This window comes from Streptomyces actuosus, assembly GCF_016921115.1.
Lineage (GTDB): Bacteria > Actinomycetota > Actinomycetes > Streptomycetales > Streptomycetaceae > Streptomyces > Streptomyces actuosus_A.
This window is the reverse complement of the sequence record NZ_JAFFZS010000009.1, coordinates 64,754-86,589: the sequence shown is the minus strand read 5'-3', so window position 1 is coordinate 86,589 and position 21,836 is coordinate 64,754. Positions and strand designations below refer to the sequence as shown.

Sequence of the window (21,836 nt, the reverse complement as noted above, 5' to 3'; positions counted from 1 at the left end):
CGTCACCTCTCCGCGGGCCTTCCTCGCACCGTGACCGCTGACAGTGCGGTGACTGACAATTCGGCGGCTGTTGGCAGGAACGTCCCGCCTGTTCGACGCCTATGCGCGGCGCAGCGCCGTCGCCGAGTCCACTCCGGACGCCCTGGACGTCTCGGACACGGCCCTGGCCCGCCGCATCGTGGAGGAGGAGCAGGCCCGGCTGGCGGTGGGCGGCGACCCGGGAGGCCCTTCGGGCGCAGCGGACGACGTGCCGGGTCCGGACGGCGCGGACCGGGCGGAGGCCATGGACGCCGTGGCGGCCGTGCCGCGGCCGGGCGCCGCGCCGTCTGCGGGCGGCAGGCCTGGCGCGGACATCGAGGTCGGGCGGGGATACGGGCCGGACTCGGAGAGCGACGCCCTCGGGGCGCGGGAGAGCACGCAGCGGAGCACGGGGGCGCCGGCGCCGCTCGGTACCGCGGAGGCACCCCCGTACGCGCCTCCCCACGTTCCTCTGGAGGAGTCCCCGGAGGAGCCCGTGGAGGCGGGGGGCTGATGCGGCGCGTCCACGAGCGGCCCGCGAGGCCCGCGGGCGGATCCCTGCGGCGCTCGCCCCGCGCAGCCGGACCGCGGTGTCCGGGCGGGCCGCGGCGGCAGCCGGCCCGGGGATCCCGCCGAGGCCGCGCGCGGCCTGCAGGCCCCGGCCACGGAGGCGACCCCCGCTGCGCCTGCCGCTCGACGGGGACGGCGCCTCCGCCGTCCCCGTCCATCCGGACCGGGGCCGCGCCGAGGCCGTCGCCCGGGAGAAGCGGGCCCGGGACACCGCCGTCGACGGGTGTCCCGGGCCGCGTTCGGTGTTCAGGGCGTCAGAACTGCAGCGCCCAGGCGTCGAGCGTGCCCGTGTCGAACCAGGCGTCGTCGCTCACGCGCAGCCGCCACGTGCCGTCGGCGCTCTCCGAAGAGGCGTCGACGGTGTACGTGGTGTCGATGTCGTCGGCGCTGCCGCCGGTGCCGTAGTTCTTCAGCAGGTAGGCCGAGCCGTCCGGCGCGATGAGCTGGACGCGCAGGTCGCCGATGTAGGTGTGCCGGATGTGCACCTCGACGGCCAGGTCGGAGGGGGCGCTGCCCGGGACGCCGCTGACGGTGATCGGGGAGTCGACGGTGGAGTAGTCGTCGATCGCGTGGTCGGTGGTGTTCTCGAACCGGTCGCCGGAGGGCGGTGGCGGGGGTGTGCTGCCGCCCGACCCCACGTTCAGCAGCAGGTTGGGCGAGCCGCTGCCGGGACCGGAGACCACGCCGCCGGTCGCCGCGTCGGCCAGGGCGCTGCCGACCTGCGACGGCGTCGCCGTCGGGTGATCGGCGAGGTACAGCGCCGCGGCGCCGGTGACGTGCGGTGTCGCCATCGACGTACCGGAGATGGTGTTCGTCGCCGTGTCGCTGCTGTTCCAGGCCGAGGTGATGGACGAGCCCGGTGCGAACAGGTCGAGGATCGAGCCGTAGTTGGAGTAGCTCGCGCGGGAGTCGCTCGACGTCGTCGCGCCGACCGTGATGGCCTCGCTCACGCGCGCGGGCGAGTAGTTCGACGCGTTGGAACCGTCGTTGCCCGCGGCGACCGCGAAGGTGACACCGGAGGCGATGGCGTTGCGCACGGCCGTGTCGAGGACGGAGTCCGCGCCGCCGCCGAGGGACATGTTGGCGACGGACGGGCCGGAGTGGTGCTGGGCCACCCAGTCGATGCCGGCGACGACCTGGTCGGTGGTGCCGGAGCCGGAGTTGTTCAGCACCCGCACGGCGACGATCTTCGCCTTCTTGGCCACCCCGTAGGAGGAGCCGGCCACGGTGCCCGCGACATGGGTGCCGTGGCCGTGGCCGTCCTGGGCGGTGTTGTCGTCGTCGACGGCGTCGTAGCCGTAGGAGGCGCGGCCCCCGAAGTCGCTGTGGGTGATGCGGACGCCGGTGTCGATGATGTACGCCGTCACACCCTGCCCGGCCGAGTCCGGGTAGGTGTAGGAGCCGTCGAGCGGGCGGTTCGCCTGGTCGATGCGGTCCAGGCCCCAGGACGGCGGGCTGGGCTGGGTGGCGTCGATGTGGAACGTGCGGTTCTGGACGACGGAGGCGACGGCCGGGTCGGCGGCCAGACGCTTCGCCTCGGTCGGGGAGGCCGAGACCGCGTAGCCGTTGAGGGCCGTGGCGTACGTCCGCTCGATCGCGGCACCGTACTTCGTGGCCAGCGAGCGGCCGGCGGCGGAGCCGGCCCGGGTGGACCGGAGGGTGACGATGTAGCTGTCGGCCACGGCGTTCGCCGCGCCCTCGTACTGGATCCGGCCCTCCGGGGCCGCGGGGGCGGCCGCGACCGGGAGGGCGGAGGCGAGGCCGGCGGCCAGCAGTGCGGTGGCTGCGGTGCCGAGTGCGGCCAGTCTTCGGCCGGTGTGACGCGTCACTGCCATGTGAGGGGTCCTCCTCGTGGGGATGGCGTGGGCATGTCAAATTTGTCTGCCTCGACTGTGCGTCAGTCGAGAGAGTGGGGCTTCCACGGGAAGTGCACAAGGGGTCTTGCGCGGACCTGGCCGACCGCGCACCCCCGTGCGGGACGCCGGCCGGCACCGGTGCCCGGTGCGTCCGACGGTTCCACCGGGGCGTTCCCCCCGCTTCGTCGCCGTTCCGGCCGGTTCGGGCCCGGCCGGTTCCGGCCACGACCCTCCGGGCCGCGGGCGGGCCGTCGGCCTCGTCCCCGTCTCGTCCCCCGTCCTCACTCCGGGACTCCGCCGATGCGTCGCCGCCCCGTGTGTCGCCCTCCATCCCGGCGTTCGGGACGCCGCCCCGCGCGACCGGCCTTCCGCGGGTGTTCGCCGCCCCCCTTACGATGCGGCCAGTCGTACGTCAGTTCCCGCCGCTCGCGCGCCGACCCCCTCGCCCCGCACCCACGAACACAGGAGCACGGCACCCGTGTCCATACCGCCGCCCCCCGGGCCCCACCAGCCCCCTGCCGCGCCGGGCCCGTACCAGGCGCCGGGTTCCTACGGTCCGCCGTACCAGCCGTGGACGCAGGGCTACAGCCCGATCAACCGGCCGGCGCCGGTCAACGGCGTCGCCATCGCCGCCCTCGTCCTCGGCCTGCTGTGCTGCATCCCCGCTCTCGGGCTGGTGCTGGGTGTGATCGCGCTGGTGCAGATCCGCCGCAGGGGCGAGCGGGGCACGGCCATGGCGGTCGTCGGGGCCGTGCTGTCGACGATCGGACTCGCGCTGTGGGCGGCGGCACTGGCCACGGGTGCCGCCACCGACCTGTGGGACGGCTTCCGGGAGGGGGTGTCCGTCGGCACCGACTCGACGCTCGTCGAGGGCCGTTGCTACGTCGCGCCCGGCGGTATGGGCGACGGGGACCTGTACGACATCGACGAGGTGCCCTGCGCCGGGGAGCACGACGGCGAGGTGTTCCACACCTTCACGATGACCGGCGGCTCCTCCTTCCCCGGCCGCGCCGCCGTGAGCGACGCCGCCGACGAGGCCTGCTCCGCGCACATCGGCGAGTACGTCATGGACGCCTGGGCCGTCACCGACGACGTCGAGGTGTTCTACCTCGGTCCGACCGAGGACACCTGGAGGTACGGCGACCGCTCGGTGGCCTGCGTCCTCGGTGGCGCGCAGGAGGGCAAGGGCCTGGTCGGCTCGCTGCGCCTGGACGCGACCACCCTCGACGGCGACCAACTCGCCTTTCTGCGGGCCCAGTCAGCCGTCGACGACGCCCTGGGGGAGGAGCCCGAGATGTCCCCCCGAGGCGACCTGAAGGCCCGTCGGGCCTGGGCCGGCGAGGTCCGAGGCGCACTCTCCGCGCAGCTCACGGCGCTGCGCGGGCACGCCTGGTCCACCGGTGCCGAGGGCCCCGTCGCCGCCTGGCTCAAGGACCTCCGTACCGCCCGCGACGAGTGGGCGAGGGCCGCCGCGGCCACGGACGCGGACACCTTCGCCGCCCACTGCGGCAAGGGCTGGGAGTCCGTCGACGCCGATTCCACGGTCGGCGCCCGCCGTGCCCTGGGGCTCACCACGACCCCGCCGAAATGGTTCGGCGACCACGGTGCCGGCGAGCGGCGCGGCGGCGAGGGCGGTGCCTCGGCCGGCGGCGGCCTCGCGGTGTGAATGCGGCGCGCGTTCCCGCGGACGTGTGAACGAGGCCATAGCGGGGAGAAAGTGCCTGGGTAAAGCCTTCCCCCGGCACAAGTCATCACATCGAGTGATTCTCTGGCCTTTACTTGCCCGGCACAACGGTCGGTTGCCACGCTGTTGCTGTCTGTACAAGCTGATGGGAGCGGCCAGTGACTTTCGGTGAGCAGCCGGCGTATCTGCGCGTCGCGGGTGATCTCCGCAAGAAGATCGTCGACGGCTTGCTGCCACCGCACACCCGTCTTCCCTCCCAGGCCCGCATCCGCCAGGAGTACGGCGTCTCGGACACCGTCGCCCTGGAGGCGCGCAAGGTGCTCATGGCGGAGGGGCTGGTCGAGGGCCGCTCCGGCTCGGGCACGTATGTGCGCGAGCGGCCCGTGCCGCGCCGGGTCGCCCGCTCCGGCTTCCGCCCGGCCACCGGGGCCACCCCGTTCCGGCAGGAGCAGGCCGACGCCGAGGCGCGCGGTACCTGGGAGTCGCGCAGCGAGCAGGCCGAGGCGAGCGCCGCGGTCGCCGAGCGGCTCGGCATCGAGGCCGGCGAGCGCGTGATGCGCACCCGGTACCTGTTCCGGGAGGGTGGCGAGCCGATGATGCTCTCCACCTCCTGGGAGCCCCTCGCCGTCACCGGCCGCACGCCCGTGATGCTCCCCGAGGAGGGGCCGCTCGGCGGCATGGGGGTCGTCGAGCGCATGCGGGCGATCGACGTCATCGTCGACAACGTCACCGAGGAGGTCGGCGCCAGACCCGGCCTCGCCGAGGAGTTGCTCACGCTCGGCGGCGTCCCCGGCCATGTCGTGCTCGTCGTCCAGCGCACCTACTACGCCTCGGGCCGCCCGGTCGAGACGGCCGACGTGGTCATCCCGGCCGACCGCTTCCGGGTCGCGTACCACCTGCCGGTGAAGTAGGCGCGGACCGCCGAAGGGAAGGCCGGGGGCGGCGCACCACAACCCCCGGCCGTGTGACATGTCACACGCTGGCGTGGGGTGGCGCACCACCCCGCGGCAGTCGCCCTGGGCAGCCCCCCGTCCCGTTCGGGCGCGTGCGCCTCTGCCGTGCCGTTGTGTTTCGGTCGTCTTCGCAGGTCGTCCCCGGTGTGCCCGGCACGCCTCCGAACGGGGGAGGTGTCCTGCGCGCACGGCGCGTGCGATGTCGTGCGCCCCTTCCGTACTGGCCGGTTGCGTACCTCTTTGTGAAAAGGCGTGTTCGCTGCGTGAAGGTGAGGCGTAGGCTCGGGCATATGCGGATTGCGGTTTCCTTAGCGGGCGAGGCATGGCGCGGGCCGCGGGCGGGGCGTGGCCGGACCGAGGCGGGAAGGAGCGGTGAGGGGCGATGAACGACAGCGTGGTCTCCCTTCCCTGGCTCGTCGTCAGGCAGGACGACAACGGCAATCGCTATCGCGTCGGCCGGTATGCGACCCGGGCGGAGGCCCAGAAGATCGCCGACAGCCTCGACAGCCGCGGCCACAAGCAGCTCTACTGGGTCGAGCGGATCGGGCAGAACGGCGACGCCACCCGCAACTGACCTGCACGGTGGTGGGCGTAGGCTCCGGCCCATGAGCGAACGGATCATGGTGGTGGGGGCCGCCCTCCTCGACGGCGGCCGACTCCTCGCCGCCCGCCGCAGCGCGCCCGAGGACCTGGCCGGCCGCTGGGAACTGCCGGGCGGCAAGGTGGAGCCGGGTGAGCTCCCCGAGGTCGCCCTGGAGCGCGAGTTGCACGAGGAACTCGGTGTGACCGCCGAGGTCGTCGAGCGGGTGCCGGGGGAGTGGCCGCTGCGCGCGCCGTACGTGCTCACGGTCTGGACCGCCCGCCTGCTGCCCGGATCCGCCACGCCGCACCCCCTCCAGGACCACGACGTGCTGCGCTGGCTCACGCCCGGCGAACTCTGGGACGTGGACTGGCTCGACCAGGACGTACCCGCGGTCCGTGAGGTGGCCGCACGGCTGGGCCCCACACCCCGTCGCCCCGACCCCCGCTGACCCCGGCCGCGCACGACCGACCGCGACCGATCCGCGCACGACCGGGCTGTGCCGCACGGAGTCGTGCCGGAGTCCACGGGGGCGCGCCGGTGGCGTTGCCGGGCCGCACCGGTGGGTGTTCGTGCCGCCCCCGACCTCCGGCGCCCCCTGTCGCCGTCCGTGGACGCCCCACGGGCGATGCCTTGCGCGCCGGAGCGAGCCGGGGCGCTGCGACACGCGCCGAGGGGAGCCGTGTCGTGGCGTGCGCCGGGGGCGATGCGGGCGTGCTTCCGGTACGCCGTTTGTGCCACAGTGCGCTCTCCCTGACGGTACCGCCCTCCTGATATCGGGTATGTCCCCATTAACCCCAGAAATCGGACAGGGGTGGACCCGCTGGCCTGGGAAGTGATCGGCGTGATCGACACCGAAGGCGACTGCGCCGAGTGGACGTTTCCCGCGGAGCCGGGTTCCGTGCGGACCGCGCGTGCCGCCGTGCGGAGCCGGCTGACCGCCTGGCGCCTCGACAACGTCGGTGACGTCGCCGCCCTCCTCGTCAGCGAACTGGTCACGAACGCCCTGCGCCACGCCACCGGCCCGATCGGCCTCCGCCTGGTGCGCCCCGACGGGGCGCGGAACGTGCTGCTGGTGGAGGTCTCCGACCCGCTGCCCGACCCGCCGCGCGAGCGGGCCGCCCAGCCCGAGGACGAGAGCGGCCGGGGTCTGCAACTGGTGGCGTCCGCCGCGCACCGCTGGGGCACCAGGCCCGGGGAGGGCGGGAAGACGGTGTGGTTCGAACTGAAGATCCCTGGGTGAACCGGGGGCATGTCGGAGCGGCCCGGGTGTACACGGCCCGTGACGCCGTCGGGCATCGCGATTCGGCCACCGGAGATTGCCGTCGCGCGTGATTCGAAGCCGTGTCCCCTGGTTAGAAGACGGGAAGTGTTCTCGCAGCGCGGTCCGGAAAAAGCCTGGACCGTGCTGTGATCGTGAACACCGTGTTGCGCGGCGCCGTAGTGCTGGATACTGCGGGCAGCCGCCGCCGGTGACCGGTGCCGGACGCGGTGAGCTGGAGGGGACGGTTCGCGTGAGCGAGATACCAGCGAAGGCCACGGAGTCCGAGGACCCGTCGGACGGCGCGAGGACGGCGGCCGCAGGCGCACTCGCCTCGGACGTCACGCAGGCACTGGCCCGTGCGGCGGGGAACACGGCCGCCGGCGGCGGCGGCCGGGGGCCGGGCGAACCCGTCTGGCAGAGCAGCCCGCCCGGCTCCATCTACGACTACATCAGGGTCGCCTCCTTCTCCATCGGCCCCGACGGGCTCGTGGACCAGTGGAGCCTGCGCGCCGAGCAGATCTTCGGCATCACCGCCGACCGCGCCGTCGGCATGGACCCCGTCGAGGCGTTCGTCGACCCCGACCTGCGCGAGAACGGCCAGCGCAGGATGGCCGAGATCCTCGACGGCCGCGAGTGGACGGGCGTGGTCCCCTTCCGGATGCCCGATCCCGAGGGCGGCGGACGCGGCGAGGACGGGCTCGCCGAGGTCTACGTCATGCCGACGCGGAACAAGGGCGGCGAGAAGGCCGCCGTGTGCATCGTCGTCGACGTCCGAACCCTGCGCAGCATCGAGACCGACCTCGCCGCCTCGCAGGCGATTTTCGGTCAATCACCGTTCGGCTTCCTGCTCATCGACACCGACCTCAGAGTGCGCCGGGCCAACCACCGGTTCGCCTCCATCTTCGGCGGCAGCCCCGACGACCACCGCGGCAAGGGCGTCCACGACTACCTGCCCCGCCCCGAGGCCGACCGGGTCTCGGCCACCCTGCGGCGGGTCCTGGAGACCGGCGACTCCATCACCGACATGCACGTCACCGGGCACGTCCCGGACTCCGCCGAACGCCGCCACTGGTCGATCAACCTCTACCGCGTGCACAGCGGTTCCGGACGGCCCATCGGCATCGCCTGGCTCGGCACCGACATCACCGCCCGCCGCGCCGCCGCCCGCGAGGCCGCCGCCGCCCGCCGCAACCTCGCCCTGCTGAACGAGGCCGGCGCCCGGATAGGCAACTCCCTGGACCTGGAGACCACCGCACGCGAACTCCTGGACGTCGTCGTCCCCGGTTTCTGCGACCTGGCCAGCGTCGACCTCTACCAGGGCCTCCTGAGCGGTGACGAGACGGCGCCCGGACTCGCCGACGGCAGCGCGGAACTGCGCCGCGTGGCCTTCGCCAGCGCCGTCGCCGACGCGCCGTTCCGGGGCTCCGGCGGGCCCATGGCCCTGGGCTCGGTCCACCACTACCCCTTCAACTCGCCCTGCGCCGACGCGCTGCGCACCGCCCGTCCGCGGAACGTCCCCGGCGAGGAGGGCGGCCTGGTGCAGTCCACGCTCGCCGTGCCGATGGTCGCCCACGACACCGTCGTCGGACTGGCCCAGTTCGCCCGGACGAAGGGCAGCGAGCCCTTCGGCGACCGGGACCGCGACCTCGCCGTCGAACTGGCCGCCCGCGCCGCCGTCTGCATCGACAACGCCCGCCTGTACCGGCGCGAGCACGAGCGGGCGCTGATACTCCAGCGGTCCCTGCTCCCGCCGGGCGACCCGGTGGCGTCCGGCCTGGACATCGCCTGCCGCTACCTGCCCGGCAACGCGTCCACCGGGCGGCCCAGCGAGGTCGGCGGCGACTGGTTCGACGTCATCGAACTGCCCGGCCACAGAACGGCACTGGTGGTCGGCGACGTCATGGGCCGTGGACTGCGCGCGGCGGTCGCGATGGGTGAACTCAGAACCGCCGTGAGGACGTTGGCGCTGCTCGACCTCGAACCCGCCGAAGTCCTCTCCGCGTTGGACGAGATCGCCCGCGGCCTGGGCGCCCCCGGCGGCGTGCAGCAGGCCACCCGGGCCGCCCGCCGCCCGCGCGAGGCGGACCTGTCCGAGGTGTACCTGGCGACCTGCGTGTACGCCGTCTACGACTCCGTCACCCGCCGCTGCACCTTCGCCAACGCCGGCCATCTCCCCCCGGTCCTCGTCGAGCCCGGCGAGTCGGCGCTCATGCTGGACGTGCCGCCGGGCATGCCGCTCGGCGTCGGCGGGGAGCCGTTCGAGGAGGTCGAGGTGGAACTGCCGGAGGGCGCGCTGCTCGCCCTCTACACGGACGGCCTGGTCGAATCCCGCGACCACCCCCTCGACGAGGGCCTGCAGGCCTTCGTCGGCGCGCTCACCGACCCCTCCAACCCGCTCGAGGACGTCTGCGACCACGTCCTCAACACCCTCGACACCCACCACGGCGAGGACGACATCGCCCTGCTCATGGCCCGCGTCCAGGGCCTGCCCGCCGAGTCCGTCGGCGACTGGCTGCTGCCCCGCGAACCGCGCAGCGTGGGCCGCGCCCGCGAGTCCGCCCGCGCACAGCTGCTGTCCTGGGAGCTCGAGCCGCTGGTCGACACGGCCGAGCTGCTCGTCAGCGAGCTGGTCACCAACGCCCTGCGGTACGGCGAGGGCGAGATCAGGCTCCGCCTGCTGCTCGACCGCACGCTGGTGTGCGAGGTGTGGGACTCGGGCCTGGTCCAGCCGCGACGCAGGCGCGCCCGCGACACCGACGAGGGCGGCCGGGGCCTGCAACTGGTCGGCCTGCTCTCCGCGGCCTGGGGCTCCCGCCGGACCCCCCGCGGCAAGACGGTGTGGTTCGAACTGCCCCTGCCGGACGGCGAGTCGGTGCTCACCGACCCGGCCGAGGCGCTGCTGAGCCTGTTCTGACCCGGCGTCCGCGCCGGACCCCGTGGCGGCCCGGCCGGCCGCACCCCGGCCCACGGGCCGGGGGTGACGCGAGCGGGGCGGAGGGCGAGAGCCGGGCCCGGAACCGCTCGGACCCGCCTGCCGTGGGAACGGCGGGCCGGGGGAAGCCCGCTGCCGCAGCGGCAGCGTCCACCCAGGGGCGCGGGGAAACGCGCGACCGGCCACGACGGTGCCGCGGACGGGCCACGGCCCGTCCGCGGCTGCTCCGGCGGCGCGCTCAGCCCTCCTCACCGGGCGGGTCGGGCCGACCCGTGCGGCGGCCCCGCGTCCGCGGCCCCCCGAACGACGCGGGTGTGCCCCCGGGCAGGAGGATCCCGCCGAGCACCGCGCCCGCGGCACCGAGTACGTCCTCGACGGTGCCCGCGGACGGTGTGCCGTGCAGCCGCACGTCCTGCTCGGCCAGGTCCCGGGCCTGCCGGGCGAGCACGTCGGCGTGCACCACCTCGGCGAGGCCGGCGGAGCCGAGCAGGTCCCCGGCCGCCGCCAGCCGGGTGCGGGCCGGGGCTCCCACCGCGCCCCGGTGTGTGGCGACGAAGCCTTCGGCCGCCGCGACGGCGCTGCCCGCGGTCAGCCGCGCGGCGGCCGGCAGTACTCCGGCCCGGCCGCTCGCGACCGGCGCGAGAGCGACGGTGATGCGGCGCAGCAGGGCCGGCGGGTCCCAGGGCCGCCCACGCGTCAGTTCGTGCCGTACGGAGGCCAGTACGGCGTCGGCGTGCATCACCAGGGAGCGCAGTTCCCCCGGGGGGAGGTCGTGCGCGGGCCCACCGGGCGAGGCGGAACCCGGCTCGCCCGGCGTACCGGGGCCGGCCGGCGGTGTGCCGGGTGCCCGGGGCGGACGCTCCGTCTCCGTCCCCGTCTCTGCGCCCGCCGGGCGTTCGCCGGGTGCGGTGGCCGGGTGCGCCACGCGGACCGCCGCCAGCTCCGCCTCCGCGCCGGTGAGCGCGGCACCGACCATCCCCTCCGCCCCCGACAGGTCCCCGGCCAGCCGCTCGACGGCGCCGACGAGGACGTCTGCCTGGGCGACGGCGCCCTCGGCCGCGCGCAGGTGGGCGGCAGCCGCGGCGGTGTCCCCCAGATCCGCCGCCTGGCGGGCCCGGTTGAGGCGGGCCGTGGCGAACACCAGGCGGTCCTTGGCCTGTTCGACGTATCCGGTGACGTCCGCGCTCGCGGCGGGCGCGTACTGCTCGCCGAGCCGGTCGAGGGTCGCCTGGGCGGCCGCGGTCCGGCCGGTCAGCTCCCTGAACCGGGTCTCCGCCACACCGAGCGCGGCACCGGCCTCCTCCTGTGCCCGGAGCCGGTCGAGGCCGGGAGCCTTCGCGTCCAGCCGGCGCCCGGCCTCCGCACACCGCCCGACGATCCCCGCGAGGGCCTGACGGCGGGCCGCCTCCTCCGCAGGCACCCCGTCGTCGTACCGACGGCGCATCCGCAGCGCCGCCGTCAGCTCACCCTGGGCCTCCCGCACCGCCCGGACGTACGGCTCCACCGCCTGGGCGCCGAACGCGGCCTCGGCGAAGGGGAGTTCCTCGCGCGCCGCGCGCACGCAGTCGTCCGCCTCCACCAGTGCCGCGCAGGCCTGCCGGTCGAGTTCGCCGAGGCCGGGCTCGTACGGCCGGGACGGTACGACGGGGCCCGCGGGGGTGACGGCGTCCGCCGGCGGGACGGCTTCCCCGGCGGCGGACTGCGCCGGCCGGGTCCGGGGCCCGGTGGCCGTTCCGCCCGAGTCTGGCGGGCGCGCGGGGGGCGTGGTGCGCCTTCGTGCCCGCCGGGTGCGACGCACATAGGCGTATCCGGCGGCGGCCCCCGCCGCGCCGACGACCAGCAACGGCAGTACGAGGTCGGCGGGGTCCGTCTCGTCCTGCTGCGCTGCTGCGGTGCCGGCGGCGCTCGCGGACGGCCCGGGCGGCGCGACCGCAACCGGAGGGGTGGACGGCGACGTCGTCCCTGGAAGCACCAACCACACCAGTGCGGCCGTGCCACCCAGCACGGTGTGCGCGACTCGCACCGGTATGTGCGAGGCGGATCGCCGCCGCGGGCGGTTCCGGCTCCTGGACGATGTCACATGTGGGAGCGTATGGCGGTGTTTGTGGGGGCGCGAGCGGGATACGTCCGAGCCGGGGCCACCCGGGGAGCCGGGACGCCGGGGAGCCGGGGGACCGAGCCGCCGGTAAGCCGGACGGCCGGGGACGCCGGGGACGCCGGAGAGTCCGAAGAGCGAGAGGCGGGGACGCGGGGGATGGAGCAGACAGTGACGGCCGGTATCGGCACGGACGGGGAGGAGGGGGCCCCACCGGCCCTGCACGGGCCGGAGGGGCCCCGCAAGGGCAGGCGCTGGGCCCGCTGGGCCCGGCGCGCAGCCCTCGCGCTCGTCCTCGTCCTCCTGGTGCCCGTGCTCGCCACCCAGATCGCCCTGCGCCTGAACTACCGGGGCGACCCGGCCGACGGCACCCTCACCCGCGGCCGCGACGCGATCTGGCTGGGTCATGCCTGGGTGGACGGACGCAAGGGCGACGCCGACGTCGCCGCCCTCGCCCGCCGCCTGGAGAGCACCGGCATCCACGACCTGTACGTCCACGCCGGGCCGCTGGAGCACGACGGCACCCTGCCGACGTCGGCCTTTCCGAGGGCGTCCCGGCTCGTCGCGGCCGTGCACCGCGCACTGCCCGGGGTGCGGGTGCAGGCGTGGCTGGGGGACGTGCTGGCCCCGGAGGAACCGGAAGGGATGCACCTGGAACGGGCGGCGACGCGGGCGGCTGTGCTCCGCTCCACCCGTGACGTCCTCGACGCCGGCTTCGACGGGGTCCACTTCGACCTGGAGCCCCTGCACTCCGGCGACCGGAACTACCTCTCCCTGCTGGACGCGCTGCACCGCGAGACCACCGCCCGGCATGCCGTCCTGTCCGTCGCCGCGCACCAGATCGACCCGCTGCCCGGACTGCACTCGGCCGCAGGCGCGCTCTTCGACCACCCCAAGTGGTGGTCGCAGGCCTTCTTCGGGCAGGTGGCACGTCGCGTCGACCAGATCGCGGTGATGTCGTACGACACCATGCAGCAGTGGCAGAGCACCTACGGCGGCTACGTCGCCGAGCAGACCTCACTCGCCCTGGAGGTCACCCCGCCCACCACCGACCTGCTGATGGGCCTGCCCTTCTTCACCGACGACACCTTCGGCCACCGCGGCTCGGCGGAGACCGTCCCCGCCGCCGTCCGCGGTGTCCGCCTGGGACTGTCCCGCACCGATGCCGACCGCTCCCGATTCGGGGTCGCCCTGTACGTCGACTTCGCCGCCACGGAGGCGGACTGGACGGCCTACCGGGACGGCTGGGTGGGGTGAACCGGGCCCGCGGCCGGGCCCGGCCGCGGGCCCGCTACGGCGACGGCCTCCTCCTGATCCGCGAGCCCAGCCACACCAGCGGGTCGTACTTGCTGTCGACGGCCCGCTCCTTCAGCGGGACGAGTGCGTTGTCCGTGATCCGGATGCCCTCGGGGCACACCTCCGTGCAGCACTTGGTGATGTTGCAGTAGCCGAGGCCGTGCTCCTCCTGGGCGGTGCGCCTGCGGTCCAGGCCGGACTCCCCGGCGGCGTCCAGCGGGTGCATGTCCAGCTCCGCCACCCGCATCAGGAAGCGCGGTCCCGCGAACGCCGTCCTGTTCTCCTCGTGGTCGCGGACCACGTGGCAGGTGTCCTGGCACAGGAAGCACTCGATGCACTTGCGGAACTCCTGCGAGCGGTCCACGTCCCGCTGCATCATGCGGTACTCGCCGGGCGCGAGGCCGGCGGGCGGCACGAACGCCGGGATCTCCCTCGCCTTGCGGTAGTTGAAGCCGACGTCGGTGACCAGGTCGCGGACGACGGGGAAGGCCCGCAGCGGGGTGACGGTCACCGTCTCCTCTCGGTCGAACACCGACATGCGGGTCATGCACATCAGCCTCGGCCTGCCGTTGATCTCGGCGGAGCACGAACCGCACTTGCCCGCCTTGCAGTTCCAGCGCACGGCCAGGTCCGGCGCCTGGGTCGCCTGGAGGCGGTGGACGACGTCGAGGACCACCTCCCCCTCGTGGACCTCGACGCGGAAGTCCTCCAGGCCGCCCCCGTCCGCGTCACCGCGCCACACCGCGAAACGCGCCTCGTAGCCACTCATGCGTGCCGCTCCTCGCTGCTCATTCGTACAGCTCCTCGTCGGCCAGGTACTTGACCAGCTCCTCCTTGTCGAAGAGGGCGAGCAGGTCCGGGCGGATGGGGTCGGTGGTCTCGCGGACGAGCTCGATCGCACCAGGCAGGGGATCGCCGTCGCCGGCCGGGCCGCGCACCGGTCCGTCGTCCGCCCGACCGGTCAGCCGGCACAGCAGGTTGACGGCACGCCAGGTGCGGTCCATCCCTGGGTGGTCCTCGCGGGTGTGCCCGCCGCGCGACTCGGTGCGCTCCAGAGCCGCCCGCGCCACGCACTCGCTGACGAGCAGCATGTTCCGGAGGTCCAGGGCCAGGTGCCAGCCCGGGTTGAACTGGCGGTGCCCCTCCACACCGGCCCGGCGGACCCGGACACGCAGCGCGGCCAGCCGATGCAGGGCCTGCATCATCTCCTCCTCGCGGCGGATGATGCCGACCAGGTCGTTCATGGTCTGCTGGAGCTCCCGGTGCAGGGCGTACGGGTTCTCCGGCGGACCCGGTTCCGCCGCGGTCGCCCCGGTCGCCCCTGCGGTCTCGCCGGCCCCGGCGGAGAACGGCCGGAGGGCCTCCGCCGACGCCGCGGACACCTGCGCGTCCTCCACGGGCACCCGTGCGTGGTCCGCCGCATACCCGGCCGCGTGCAGCCCGGCCCTGCGGCCGAACACCAGCAGGTCGGAGAGCGAGTTGCCGCCGAGCCGGTTGGAGCCGTGCATGCCGCCCGCGACCTCACCGGCGGCGAACAGACCCGCGACGCCGTGCGCCGCCGCGGTGTCGGAGTCGACGGCCACACCGCCCATCACGTAGTGGCAGGTCGGCCCGACCTCCATCGCCTCCGCCGTGATGTCGACGTCCGCCAGCTCCTTGAACTGGTGGTACATCGACGGCAGCCGCCGCTTGACGACCTCGGCCGGCATCCGCGTCGACACGTCGAGGAACACGCCGCCGTGCGGGGATCCCCGGCCGGCCTTCACCTCGGCGTTGATGGCGCGGGCGACCTCGTCGCGGGGGAGCAGCTCGGGCGGACGCCGGTTGCGGTCCGGGTCCTCGTACCAGCGGTCGGCCTCCTCCTCCGACTCGGCGTACTTCTCCCTGAAGACGTCCGGGACGTAGTCGAACATGAACCGCCTGCCGTCGGAGTTCCTGAGCACCCCGCCGTCGCCGCGCACCGACTCGGTGACGAGGATCCCCTTCACCGACGGCGGCCAGACCATGCCCGTCGGGTGGAACTGCACGAACTCCATGTTCAGCAGCGATGCCCCGGCCAGCAGGGCCAGCGCGTGGCCGTCGCCGGTGTACTCCCACGAGTTGGAGGTGACCTGGAAGGATTTGCCGATGCCGCCGGTGGCGAGCACGACGGCCGGTGCCTGGAGGACGAAGAAGCGCCCGCTCTCCCGCTCGTAGGCGAAGACCCCCGAGACGCGGTCGCCGTTCTTCAGGATCCGGGTGACCGTGCACTCCTGGAACACCTTCAGGCGCGACTCGTGGTCGCCGGTCTCCCGGTGGTCCTGCTGCTGCAGCGCCACGATCCTCTGCTGGAGGGTGCGGATGAGCTCCAGGCCGGTGCGGTCGCCCACGTGCGCCAGGCGTGGGTACTCGTGGCCGCCGAAGTTGCGTTGGCTGATCCGGCCGTCCTCCGTGCGGTCGAACAGCGCGCCCCAGGTCTCCAGTTCCCACACCCGGTCCGGGGCCTCCCGCGCGTGCAGTTCCGCCATCCGCCACTGGTTGAGGAACTTGCCGCCGCGCAGGGTGTCGCGGAAATGCACCTGCCAGGTGTCGTGCTCGTTGGCGTTGGCCATCGCCGCGGCGATCCCGCCCTCGGCCATCACCGTGTGGGCCTTGCCGAACAGCGACTTGCAGATGACCGCCGTTCGGGCGCCCCGCTCACGTGCCTCGATCGCGGCGCGCAGCCCGGCTCCGCCGGCGCCGACGACCACGACGTCCCACTCCTGCCGTTCCACCGCTGTCACCAAGAGCTCCACTCCGCTAGAAGAAGCGTGGATCGTCGAAGACGCCGGACGCGACGAGATACACGTAGAAGTCGGCGAGGGCCACGCTCAGCAGCGATGCCCAGGCCAGCAGCATGTGCCGGGCGTTGAGCCGGCCCACGACGCGCCACATCCGGTAGCGCACCGGATGCCGGGAGAAGTGCCGGAGCTTGCCGCCGACGATGTGCCGGCAGGAGTGGCAGGAGAGGGTGTACGCCCAGATCAGCACGATGTTGACGAGGAAGACCAGGCTGCCCAGCCCCATGTGGCCGAAGGCGTGGTCCTCGTCGCGGAAGGCGAGCACCGTGTCGTAGGTGAGCACCCCGGCTACCGGGAGCGCCGCGTAGAAGAAGTACCGGTGGATGTTCTGCAGGATCAGCGGGAAGCGCGTCTCACCGGTGTACCTGCGGTGCGGCTCGGGTACCGCGCAGGCCGGCGGGGAGGCCCAGAAGCCCCGGTAGTAGGCCTTGCGGTAGTAGTAGCAGGTCAGGCGGAAGCCGAGCGGGAAGATCAGGACGATGACCGCGGGGGAGATCCCCCACCAGCTGCCGAACAGGTCCGCGTTCGGGCCGTGCGGCATGCTCCGGCAGTTCTCGGCCAGGCAGGGCGAGTAGAACGGCGACACGTACGGCGCCGCGTAGTAGTCGGTGTCGGCGAAAGCCCGCCACGTCGAGTAGACGACGAAGGCCAGCAGCCCGGCCGCGGTGGCGGCGGGCGCCAGCCACCAGCGGTCGGTGCGCAGGTGACGGGCGGTGATCGCGGCGCGCGTGGGGTTGTGCACGCCGCCGCGTTGCGGATGCGGTTCCGTACCAGTGGCCACGGTGGACTCCGGTCGGGGTCAGGGTGCGTGCCGGTCGCGGGCGCCGAGACCCTCGTCGTCCGAGTCCTGCCACAACGAGGTGTCGTACGGCGTGTCGGGGATGGTGACGAGGTCGGGCCGTTTCGGCTCGGCCGGGGCGGCGGCCTGCCGCAGCAGGGCGACGCTCTCGCGCAGATGGTCGGTGTCGGTGCGGACCCGGCGGATCTCCAGTCCGCCGTTGCCGAGCTGCTGCTCCAGCCGTCCCACCGACCGCGTCAGATCGTCGAGGCAGCGCTGCACGGCTGCCAGGTCGTCGTGCACGGACATGACGTGACCTCACTTCCACGGGCTCTGCGGCCCCAGGCGGCAACGGTCATGCGCCTGCGAGTGTTGCGCGTCGTGCCGTGCGCTGGGAAGGGACGTGCAGCGATTGGCCGAGGCACACCGGTGCGGCCCCCGGGGTGTTGCGCCGCACGGGTGGGCTTGGTGCCTGCCGCCGCCGTGTCTCCCAGCGTTGAAGGATCCTTTCCTCTTCAGTGGCCGCACAGATACGAAAAGATCTGATCAGCTCCATATACCGCCAAACGTGATCACTTCGACCGCGGCTTCCCGGAGGTACCTGAGATGTCACTCGACGGCGTCCATCCGCGCGCGGCACTGCGCTCGGCCGCCTTCCTCACCGCGGGCGCGCTCGCGGTCACCCTGCTCACCGGCTGCAGTGCGGACGACGAGGCCGGCAAGCCCCTGGCCGGGCAGGACATCGCCCCGGCCGCCCGCGCCCAGCTCGCCGACGGCGGCACGCTGCGCTGGGCGGTGGACGCCGTCCCCGACACGCTGAACTCCTTCCAGGCCGACGCCGACGCCACCACCGTCCGCGTAGCCCAGGCCGTCCTGCCGTCGATGTACCGCCTGGACGCCGAGGGGCGCGCCCGGCGCAACGCCGACTACCTGGAGTCCGCCGAGGTCGTCGAGACCGAGCCCAAGCAGGTGGTGCTGTACAAGCTGAACCAGCAGGCCGTCTGGAGCGACGGCCGTGAGATCGGCGCCGCCGACTTCGCCGCCCAGTGGCGCGCCCTGTCCGGCAAGGACTCCGCGTACTGGACCGCCCGCAACGCCGGCTACGACCGCATCGAGAAGGTGGAGCGGGGCGCCAACGACCTCCAGGTCCGGGTCACCTTCAGCCGTCCGTACGCCGACTGGCGGTCACTGTTCTCGCCGCTGTACCCCAAGGACGTCATGGGTACCCCGGACTCCTTCAACGACGGGGCGCGGCGCAATCTCAAGGTCACCGCCGGCCCCTTCAAGGTCGAGAAGGTCGACCGCAAGAAGAAGGACGTCGTCCTGGTCCGCAATCCGCGCTGGTGGGGCGAGCCGGCCAAGCTGACCGAGATCGTGCTGCACGCCGTGCCGCGCGACAAGCGGGCCGCAGCGCTGGCCGACGGGACCGTCGACCTCGCCGAGATCGACCCCGCCGACGTCCGCACCCTCACCGGCGCCGCGCACGGCAATGCGGGCCCCCTGGACTCCGGCAAGGCCGCGTCGACCGAGGCCCTGCGCACCTGGGCCGCCGCGCACGGCTTCGACGAGGACGCCGACGACGCCCGACTGCGCAAGGAGTTCGCCGCGTGGCAGAAGCGGCAGCAGGCGCTGCGCGGCTTCGAGGTGCGCAGGTCCTTCGAGCTCGCGTACACCCAGCTCGCCCTGAACGGCGCCGACGGCCCGCTCGCCGACGAGCGGGTGCGCCGGGCCGTGGCCCGCGCCCTGGACCGCCGCGAGCTGGCCGAGCTGGTCCTCAAGCCGCTCGGTCTGCCGGCCGTCCCGGTCGGCAGCCACCTGGCCCTGTCCGGGCAGGACGCCTACGCCGACAACAGCGGCGCCCTCGGCGACCAGGACACCGCCGAGGCGCAGGCCCTCCTCGCCGACGCGGGCTGGGTGCGTGGCGGCACGGTCAAGGAGGAGAAGAAGACCGAGAAGGCCGCGGGCGGCGAGGGCAGGAAAGCCGACGCGGAGAAGGACGAGAAGAAGAAGGACGAGGAGAAGTCCGGGAACGGCGGGGACGAGGCCGCCGAAGGAAAGACGGAAAAGGAAGAAAAGAAAGACGAGGGTGAAAAGGGTAAAAAGGGAGAAAAGGGTGAGGGGGAGAAGAAGGGCGACGGCGACACGGAAGCCGAGGGTGACGACGACGGCACGTACATCGTGGGCGAGGACGACAAACCGTCCAGCGGCGAGGACGGCGGCCGGCACCTGGCGCAGGACGGCATCCAGTACGCCGACAAGCACCACCTGCCCGGCGCGGTGCCCGGCGCGTACGCCCCGAAGGGCACGGCCGCCCCGGCGGGTGCCGCGGCCCGGCCACTGGCCAAGGACGGCAAGGCGCTGACACTGCGCTTCGTCGTCCCCTCCGGCCCCGGCTCGGAGGCGCTGCGCACGGTCGCCGACCGGATCGCGCGGATGCTGGACAAGGTCGGCATCGGCACCGAGATCACCAAGGTGGCCGAGGACGGCTACTTCAAGGACCACATCGCCAACGGCCAGTACGACCTCGCCCTGTACTCCTGGCCCGCGTCCCCCTTCCCGGCCACCGACGCCCGCCCCATCTACGCCAAGCCCGTGCCGGCCGCCGACGGATCGCTGACCGTCGAGCAGAACTACACCCGCGTCGGCACCGACCAGGTCGACCAGCTCTTCGACCAGGCCATCGGCACACTCGACGAGAGTGAGGCGCGGTCCCTGATCCGCAAGGCCGACTCCCGCATCTGGGCGGCGGCCGGTTCGATCCCGCTCTTCCAGCGCCCCCAGCTGATCGCGGCCCGTGCGGACCTGGCCAACGCAGGCGCCTTCGGCTTCGCGACCCCGGTCTACGAGGACATCGGCTTCCTGAAGAAGAGCGGGAAGCCGTCGGCGAGCCCGTCGCGGAACTGAGGCGGCCCGTGGCCCTGCGGAGGCCTCCCGCCGCAGGGCCACGTAACATGGGGTGAGGCCGTGGCATGTCAAGCCCGGCAGGGCCCGCACACCGAGGTGCGCGAGGGCCTTCCTCACACTCCGGGAGTACGCCGCACTATGGCTGTGACCGCCACGCGTCACGACATCCGCAATGTCGCCATCGTCGCCCACGTCGACCACGGCAAGACCACGATCGTCGACGGCATGCTGAAGCAGGCCGGCGCCTTCGCCGCCCACCAGCTCGATTCCGTCGACGACCGCATGATGGACTCGAACGACCTGGAGCGTGAGAAGGGCATCACGATCCTCGCCAAGAACACGGCGGTCAAATACCACCCGAAGGACGGCGGGGACCCGATCACGATCAACATCATCGACACCCCCGGCCACGCCGACTTCGGCGGCGAGGTCGAGCGCGGTCTGTCGATGGTCGACGGTGTCGTCCTGCTGGTCGACGCCTCCGAGGGTCCGCTGCCGCAGACCCGCTTCGTGCTGCGCAAGGCCCTTCAGGCCCGGCTGCCGATCATCCTGTGCATCAACAAGACGGACCGGCCCGACGCCCGTATCGACGAGGTCGTCAACGAGGCCTACGACCTCTTCCTCGACCTGGACGCGGACGAGGAGCAGATCGAGTTCCCGATCGTCTACGCCTGCGGCCGTGACGGCATCGCCTCACTGACCAAGCCGGAGGACGGCACGGTCCCGTCGGACTCCACCAGCCTGGAGCCGTTCTTCTCCACGATCCTGGAGCACATCCCGGCCCCCACCTACGACGAGGAGGCCCCGCTCCAGGCGCACGTCACCAACCTGGACGCCGACAACTTCCTCGGCCGTATCGCGCTGCTGCGCGTGCACCAGGGCGAGCTGAAGAAGGGCCAGACGGTCGCGTGGATGAAGCGCGACGGGTCCGTCGCCAACGTCCGCATCTCCGAGCTGATGATGACCGAGGCGCTCACCCGCAAGCCCGCCGAGAAGGCCGGCCCGGGTGACATCTGCGCCGTCGCCGGCATCCCGGACATCATGATCGGCGAGACGCTGGCCGACCCCGAGAACCCGCAGGCGCTGCCGCTGATCACGGTCGACGAGCCCGCGATCTCCATGACCATCGGTACCAACACCTCCCCGCTGGTCGGCCGCGGCGGCACCGGCAAGGGCGCCGACAACAAGGCGGCCGTGAAGGACCGCAAGGTCACCGCCCGGCAGGTGAAGGACCGGCTGGACCGCGAGCTGATCGGCAACGTGTCGCTGCGGGTCCTGGACACCGAGCGTCCGGACGCCTGGGAGGTGCAGGGCCGCGGCGAGCTGGCGCTGGCCATCCTGGTCGAGCAGATGCGCCGCGAGGGCTTCGAGCTGACCATCGGCAAGCCCCAGGTGGTCACCCGCGAGGTCGACGGCAAGGTCCACGAGCCCGTCGAGCGCATGACCATCGACGTGCCCGAGGAGCACATGGGCGCCGTCACCCAGCTCATGGGCGTCCGCAAGGGCCGGATGGACAACATGTCCAACCACGGCTCGGGCTGGGTCCGCATGGAGTTCGTGGTGCCCTCCCGCGGTCTGATCGGATTCCGGACGGAGTTCCTCACCCAGACCCGCGGCACGGGTATCGCCCACTCGATCCACGAGGGCCACGAGCCCTGGTTCGGCACGCTCCAGACCCGCAACAACGGCTCCCTGGTCGCCGACCGCTCCGGCGCCGTCACGGCGTTCGCGATGACGAACCTCCAGGAGCGCGGCGTGCTCTTCACGGAGCCCGGCACCGAGGTGTACGAGGGCATGATCGTCGGTGAGAACTCCCGCTCCGACGACATGGACGTCAACATCACCAAGGAGAAGAAGCTGACCAACATGCGGTCGTCCACGGCCGACGTGGCCGAGTCGATCGTACCGCCGCGCAAGCTGTCGCTGGAGCAGTCCCTGGAGTTCTGCCGCGACGACGAGTGCGTCGAGGTCACCCCCGAGGCCGTTCGCATCCGCAAGGTGAACCTGGACGCCCGTGAGCGCGCCCGGGCCGCCAGCCGCGCCAAGCACGGCTGAGCCGGCTTCCGCGGGGCTTCTCGCGGGGCATC

General features: G+C 73.2%; 16 protein-coding genes. 10 read left to right on the top strand and 6 right to left on the bottom strand.

Features of this window, described 5'->3' with window-relative positions:
• The first annotated feature begins 70 nt into the window (after window positions 1-70).
• Window positions 71-532 carry a hypothetical protein gene (locus JS756_RS14155; protein ID WP_205383445.1) on the top strand — a complete coding sequence of 154 codons (462 nt, stop codon included), beginning with the start codon at window positions 71-73 and terminating at the stop codon, window positions 530-532.
• 310 nt (window positions 533-842) lie between these two features.
• On the opposite strand, the gene JS756_RS14150 is transcribed toward JS756_RS14155, so the two are convergent.
• Window positions 843-2,423, bottom strand: a complete 1,581-nt coding sequence (locus JS756_RS14150; RefSeq protein WP_205383444.1) for a S8 family peptidase — start codon at window positions 2,421-2,423, stop codon at window positions 843-845.
• Between the two features lie 499 nt (window positions 2,424-2,922).
• Here JS756_RS14150 and JS756_RS14145 point away from each other — a divergent pair, with 499 nt between their 5' ends.
• The 6 genes from JS756_RS14145 (at window position 2,923) to JS756_RS14120 (ending at window position 9,839) form a co-directional block, all read left to right on the top strand.
• Window positions 2,923-4,110: a DUF4190 domain-containing protein gene (locus JS756_RS14145; RefSeq protein ID WP_307790626.1), complete on the top strand. Its 1,188-nt coding sequence runs from the start codon at window positions 2,923-2,925 to the stop codon at window positions 4,108-4,110.
• Window positions 4,111-4,286: 176 nt separating this feature from the next.
• A complete protein-coding gene (locus JS756_RS14140; RefSeq protein ID WP_205383442.1) occupies window positions 4,287-5,039 on the top strand; it encodes a GntR family transcriptional regulator in 753 nt (250 codons plus the stop codon).
• Between the two features lie 424 nt (window positions 5,040-5,463).
• On the top strand, window positions 5,464-5,655 hold the full coding sequence (locus JS756_RS14135; RefSeq protein WP_205383441.1) for an SPOR domain-containing protein: 192 nt from the start codon (window positions 5,464-5,466) through the stop codon (window positions 5,653-5,655).
• Window positions 5,656-5,686: 31 nt separating this feature from the next.
• Window positions 5,687-6,112 carry a (deoxy)nucleoside triphosphate pyrophosphohydrolase gene (locus JS756_RS14130; RefSeq protein WP_205383440.1) on the top strand — a complete coding sequence of 142 codons (426 nt, stop codon included), beginning with the start codon at window positions 5,687-5,689 and terminating at the stop codon, window positions 6,110-6,112.
• A gap of 363 nt (window positions 6,113-6,475) precedes the next feature.
• Window positions 6,476-6,904 carry an ATP-binding protein gene (locus JS756_RS14125; RefSeq protein ID WP_205383439.1) on the top strand — a complete coding sequence of 143 codons (429 nt, stop codon included), beginning with the start codon at window positions 6,476-6,478 and terminating at the stop codon, window positions 6,902-6,904.
• A gap of 271 nt (window positions 6,905-7,175) precedes the next feature.
• A complete protein-coding gene (locus JS756_RS14120) occupies window positions 7,176-9,839 on the top strand; it encodes a SpoIIE family protein phosphatase (protein WP_205383438.1) in 2,664 nt (887 codons plus the stop codon).
• A gap of 256 nt (window positions 9,840-10,095) precedes the next feature.
• Here JS756_RS14120 and JS756_RS14115 read toward each other — a convergent pair whose 3' ends face one another.
• The gene (locus JS756_RS14115) at window positions 10,096-11,880 is read right to left on the bottom strand and encodes a hypothetical protein (RefSeq protein WP_307790624.1); all 1,785 of its coding nucleotides are present in this window, start codon (window positions 11,878-11,880) and stop codon (window positions 10,096-10,098) included.
• Between the two features lie 231 nt (window positions 11,881-12,111).
• On the opposite strand from JS756_RS14115, the gene JS756_RS14110 reads away from it, so the two are divergent.
• Complete coding sequence (locus tag JS756_RS14110; protein ID WP_205383437.1) at window positions 12,112-13,209, top strand: glycoside hydrolase family 18 protein; 1,098 nt, start codon at window positions 12,112-12,114, stop codon at window positions 13,207-13,209.
• Between the two features lie 34 nt (window positions 13,210-13,243).
• On the opposite strand, the gene JS756_RS14105 is transcribed toward JS756_RS14110, so the two are convergent.
• The 4 genes from JS756_RS14105 to JS756_RS14090 are packed head-to-tail and all read right to left on the bottom strand — an operon-like array spanning window position 13,244 to window position 17,154.
• Entirely contained in the window at window positions 13,244-14,017 is a 774-nt protein-coding gene (locus JS756_RS14105; RefSeq protein WP_205383436.1) for a succinate dehydrogenase/fumarate reductase iron-sulfur subunit, read from the bottom strand.
• A gap of 19 nt (window positions 14,018-14,036) precedes the next feature.
• A complete protein-coding gene (locus JS756_RS14100) occupies window positions 14,037-16,010 on the bottom strand; it encodes a fumarate reductase/succinate dehydrogenase flavoprotein subunit (RefSeq protein ID WP_205383435.1) in 1,974 nt (657 codons plus the stop codon).
• A gap of 16 nt (window positions 16,011-16,026) precedes the next feature.
• Window positions 16,027-16,848, bottom strand: a complete 822-nt coding sequence (sdhC, locus tag JS756_RS14095) for a succinate dehydrogenase subunit SdhC (protein ID WP_205383434.1) — start codon at window positions 16,846-16,848, stop codon at window positions 16,027-16,029.
• A gap of 18 nt (window positions 16,849-16,866) precedes the next feature.
• Window positions 16,867-17,154 (bottom strand): Rv0250c family protein, encoded by a 288-nt coding sequence (locus JS756_RS14090; protein ID WP_205383433.1) that lies wholly within the window; start codon window positions 17,152-17,154, stop codon window positions 16,867-16,869.
• A gap of 297 nt (window positions 17,155-17,451) precedes the next feature.
• Between JS756_RS14090 and JS756_RS14085 the strand changes: the two genes are divergently transcribed.
• Together JS756_RS14085 and typA are read left to right on the top strand one after the other, a co-directional pair.
• Window positions 17,452-19,749 (top strand): ABC transporter family substrate-binding protein, encoded by a 2,298-nt coding sequence (locus JS756_RS14085; RefSeq protein ID WP_205383432.1) that lies wholly within the window; start codon window positions 17,452-17,454, stop codon window positions 19,747-19,749.
• A 138-nt stretch (window positions 19,750-19,887) separates the two neighbouring features.
• Window positions 19,888-21,804: a translational GTPase TypA gene (gene typA / locus JS756_RS14080; protein ID WP_205383431.1), complete on the top strand. Its 1,917-nt coding sequence runs from the start codon at window positions 19,888-19,890 to the stop codon at window positions 21,802-21,804.
• Window positions 21,805-21,836 lie beyond the last annotated feature (32 nt).